The sequence below is a fragment of the Sinomonas sp. genome (assembly GCF_051955515.1).
Taxonomy (GTDB): Bacteria; Actinomycetota; Actinomycetes; order Actinomycetales; family Micrococcaceae; genus Sinomonas.
Genome location: NZ_JBQCGQ010000258.1, coordinates 1 through 4420 on the forward strand (window position 1 = coordinate 1; position 4420 = coordinate 4420).

General features: G+C 70.4%; 3 protein-coding genes. 1 reads left to right on the top strand and 2 read right to left on the bottom strand.

Annotated features, from left to right (window positions below; genetic code table 11):
* Nucleotides 1-134: 134 nt before the first annotated feature.
* Nucleotides 135-1811, bottom strand: a complete 1677-nt coding sequence (locus ACTHL9_RS15380; RefSeq protein ID WP_440520160.1) for an MFS transporter — start codon at nt 1809-1811, stop codon at nt 135-137.
* A 263-nt stretch (nt 1812-2074) separates the two neighbouring features.
* Here ACTHL9_RS15380 and ACTHL9_RS15385 point away from each other — a divergent pair, with 263 nt between their 5' ends.
* Nucleotides 2075-2593 carry a DinB family protein gene (locus tag ACTHL9_RS15385; RefSeq protein WP_440520161.1) on the top strand — a complete coding sequence of 173 codons (519 nt, stop codon included), beginning with the start codon at nt 2075-2077 and terminating at the stop codon, nt 2591-2593.
* 3 nt (nt 2594-2596) lie between these two features.
* On the opposite strand, the gene cydC is transcribed toward ACTHL9_RS15385, so the two are convergent.
* Nucleotides 2597-4420: thiol reductant ABC exporter subunit CydC (gene cydC / locus ACTHL9_RS15390; RefSeq protein ID WP_440520162.1), on the bottom strand; the 1824-nt coding region annotated here is incomplete at its 5' end.

Consider the following 4420-nt stretch of genomic DNA (forward strand, 5'->3'; position numbering starts at 1 on the left):
CGGGGGGGTGGCTGGGTGGCTGCCTAACGACCGGGGGCGCCGCGCGGGCTGGGGCGTCCCCCTGTCGCAGGGGGTGTAAGAGGTCGGTCCGAGATTCGGATGAACGCCGCCGCACGAACCGCCCTCGGCGGGATTCACACCTGGGCGATCGGGCCCGACGCCACCGGTTCCTCTCCCGACACCTCCGCCTCGAGCGCGGTCGCCTCGAGGTCCACGCCCTCATCCTCTGCGGCTGCGATCGCGGCGGGATGGTCGAGCGGGAGCTGGACGGCCAGGCCGTCATCGGTCACGGCGACGGGGACCTCGGCGAGGGGCATGTGATCCAGGTCGATGAGCGGGTCCTCATCCTGATGCTCGACGACGGCACGCGCCTCTGCGTCCGATTCGACGCTGGGCATGGAGCCGGGGAGCGGACGGCGCGCGGACTCCTGCAGGAAGAACACGGCGATCCCCCCGACGACCGACGTTCCCATGAGGTAGTAGGCGGGCATCATGTCGTCGCCGGTCGCGTGAATGAGCGCGTCGACGATGAACGGGGTCGTGCCGCCGAAGATCGCCACGGCGAAGTTGTAGGCGATGCCCATGGCCCCGTAGCGGTTGGCCGTCGGGAACTGGGCCGGAAGGGCAGAGGCGAGGTTCGCCACGTAGAACGTGACGGGGAACGCGATGAGCGCGAGACCGCCGAGCGTGGCCGGGATGCTGCCGACGCCGATCAGCAGGAAGGCCGGGATCGAGAGGACGATCGTGCTGGCGGCGCCGATCCAGAGCACCGGTCGCCTGCCGATGCGGTCCGAGAGGCGGCCGGTGAGCGGGATGCACAGGCTCATGACCACGAGCACCGGGATCGTCAGGAGCGTCCCGTGGACTTCGTCGTAGCCCTTTGACGCCGTGAGATAGGTAGGCATGTAGGAGGTCAGGGCGTATCCGACCGTGTTCGCGGCGGCGACGAGCACCATCGCCACGAGGATGGGCCGCCAGTACAGCTTGAGGATTGCCAGGGGTCCCTTGGGTGCGGCCTCGTCGTTCGCGGCAAGCTCCTGGGTCGAGTTCTGCTGCGCATCGAGCGCCGCCTGGAAGGTGGGGCTCTCCTCGATGCGGAGGCGGAAGTAGATGGCGATGGCGCCGAGCGGACCGGCCGCGAGGAAGGGGATGCGCCAGCCGTAATCGCCCATGGCCGCTTGGCCGAGCGTCATCTGGAGGACTGAGACCAGCGCGGCTCCGACGGCGAAGCCCAGGTAGCTGCCCATGTCGAGGAAGCTCGCGAAGAACCCGCGCCGGCGGTCGGCGGCGTATTCGCTCACGAAGGTGGTCGCCCCCGCGTACTCGCCGCCGGTGGAGAATCCTTGCGCCAGCTTGACCGCCACGAGGAGGACGGCGGCCCAGATCCCGATTTGGGCATATCCGGGCAGGAGTCCCAGGGCGAAGGTGGAGGCGGCCATGGTGATCAGGGTGGCCGCGAGAACGCGCTGGCGCCCGATCTTGTCGCCGAGCCAGCCGAAGAACACTCCGCCTGCAGGGCGCGCCACGAACGTCGCCGCGAAGGTGCCCAGGAGGAACAGGGTCTGCACCGATGGATCGGCGTCGGGCAGGAACACGGGGCCCATCGTGGTGATGAGGTAGCCGAAGACACCTACGTCGAACCACTCCATGGTGTTGCCGACGATCGTGCCGCCGATGGCCCGCCGGAGCATCGAGCGGTCCACGACGTTGACGTCGTCCACCCGCAGTCGCCGCTTTCGGAAGGCGATGCGGCGGCGGGGCGTGGTCTGCTCTGTGTTCTCTCCTGCGGAATGGCTTAGCTCTCTCGGCATTCTCACTTCTCTCGATGTCTCGGCGAGTCGTTGTGCTGGGACTTTCCTTCCCCGCTCTCGCGGGCAGCCATCCAGTCTAGTTTCAGCAATCGAGAGGGCACTCTTGAATGAAGCTGCGATGAAATGGCCTGAATCACAGTCGGCAACGGCGAAAGCGGCCGCTGACAAGGAAAGACGCGGAAAGTCCAGCTCAAGCCAACGTTATCTATTCGTTACATTTGAGCAGGCGGGAGCATCGTGAGAGGCGGGGCTAGACTCCGGACATGGCGATCATCCCGGACACCAAGGACTGGACGTGGGTTCTGGGGCGGCGCTGCCCCGAATGCGGCTTCGAAGCGGACAGCCTCACCCCTCAGGACGTCGCCCGGCGGCTCGATGCGGCACTGCCACGATGGGACGCCGCCCTGCAGCGGGACAATGTGCTGGAGCGTCCGGATTCCTTGACGTGGTCGCCCCTCGAGTACGGCTACCACGTCCGAGACGTCTTCGAGGTATTCCGCCGCCGCCTCGAACTGATGCTGGCGGAGGACGACGCGCGATTCGATGACTGGGATCAGGACGCCGCCGCCGTGGAAAAGAGCTACGCAGACGCGGATCCCGCCGTCGTGCGCTCCGAGCTGGCCACCCAGGGCGCCCTCATCCGCGATGCCTTCGCGGCCGTTCCCGAACGCGCCTACGGGCGCAAGGGCCTTCGCAGCAACGGCTCGGAGTTCACCGTGGTGACCCTGGCCCAGTACTTCCTGCACGACGTGGAGCACCACCTCCACGACGTGAGCGGCTAGCTCCTAGCCCACGAGTTCATGCTGCAGCGCATCGAGGCGCACGAGCACGTCGCCCTCCCGGAGCTCGGACGCCCGGTGGGTCACCATGACGACCGTCCGATCGGCGAGTGCGGAGTGCAGCCCCGAGATGAGGTCCTGGGCGGCCCCGGGGTCGAGGTGCGCCGTCGGTTCGTCGAGGAGGACGACGGCGGCATCCGCCACGAGCGCGCGGGCGACGGCGAGGCGCTGACGCTGCCCGCCCGAAAGCTGGGCTCCGCGGCTGCCGATGCGGGCGTCCAGCCCGCCGGGGAGCGACCTCACGTGGTCCCCGAGGCCGACGCGGTCGAGGACCTGCCATAGCTCGTCGTCGTCCGGCGCGTTGCCGCGTTCCCTCGCCACGGCCAGGTTGCCCCGCACCGTGGAGTCGAAGAGGTGGGACTCCTGGGGGCACCAGGCCAGGCTGCCACGGGCGGAGATCCGGCCCGCCCGTGGGGGGATGAACCCAAGGAGGACCGCCAGCAACGTTGACTTCCCGCTCCCGGATGGCCCGGCGACCACGAGCCATTCACCAGGCGCTGCCGCCGCGGAGAGGTCGCGGAAGACCGACGGATAGCTCGGCCAGCCCGCCGCGAGCGACTCGACGGTCAGGCCGGGGGCGACCTGAGGCTGCCGCGCAACCCGGTCACGGTGGGCCCCCGGGGCTTCGCGCCGGGCGAGGTCCGGGCGGAAAGCGGCGCACTGGGAGAGGGCCGCACGCGAGAGTGCCGCACGGAGCGCCGGGATGCGCTGGACGGCGGCACTCGCGGCGGCGAAGGGCTCGGCGAGCGCGAGCTGGAGGAGGAGGACGGCGGCAGCGATGCTGGCAGGCACGCCCTCGGCGGTCGTAGCGAGTGTCGCCACCGCGGCGAGCCCGGTGGCGGCGATGACGATGGCGCGCCCGAGCCCCTCCGCGGCCACACCGCGCCGTTCGAGTGCGGTGAGCCGCCGGTCGTCCGCCGTGACCGATGCCAGAACTCGTCCTGCGAGCCGGTTGGCGGCCAGGTCGGGGGCAGCAGCAAGGATCTGCCCAATGCGCTGGATGAGGAAGCCGCGAGCCTTCTGGGCGTCCCGGGCTGATCGGCGGTCCGCCCACGCGGCGGCCAGCGGGGCAACCACGACCGAGGCGATCACGCCAAGCCCGAAGATGGGCAGCTGCGCGGGCAGCAGGACGGCGACGGCCGCGAATGATGCGGCGCTGAGAAGGAGAGCGGTCGCGAGGGGCTGCACGATCCGCGGAAGCTCGTCGCGGACCGCCTCCGCGTCGCCGACGAGACTCTCGAGGGCCGCTCCCGGGACGAGCAGGCGCCGGGCGCTCAGGCCGCGGGAGGCGAGGTCCTGCCAGAGCCAGTCCCGCAGGCGAGTGAGCGTCGCGAAGACCGCCGCGTGCGTGGCAAGTCGCTCGGAGTACCGCAGCGCCGCGCGCGCGATGCCGAAGAACCGCACGCCCACGATTGCAGCGAGCAGGTAGAGGATGGGCGGCTGCTCCGCCGCGCGCACGATGAGCCACCCCGAGAGGCCCGCAAGGGCAGCCGCGGCCGCGGCGGACCCGAGTCCCGCGAGCGCCGCGAGGAGGTAGCGCGGCAGATCGGGACGGACGAGGGCCCACAGGGAGCGCACCCACGTTCCCCCGTCGTCCCCGGCGCCGTCTGCGGGAATGCTCTCCCGCGGCGTAACCGCGCCTGCGATGGCGTCCGCAGACGCATCGAACCGCTGGGCGGGAGCAGAGGCGTCGGCAGCGGGGGCGAGCTGGACCCGGGTGCGGGCGAGGGCTGCCGTTTCGGGGTCGTGCGCCACCAGCAGCACCGTCGC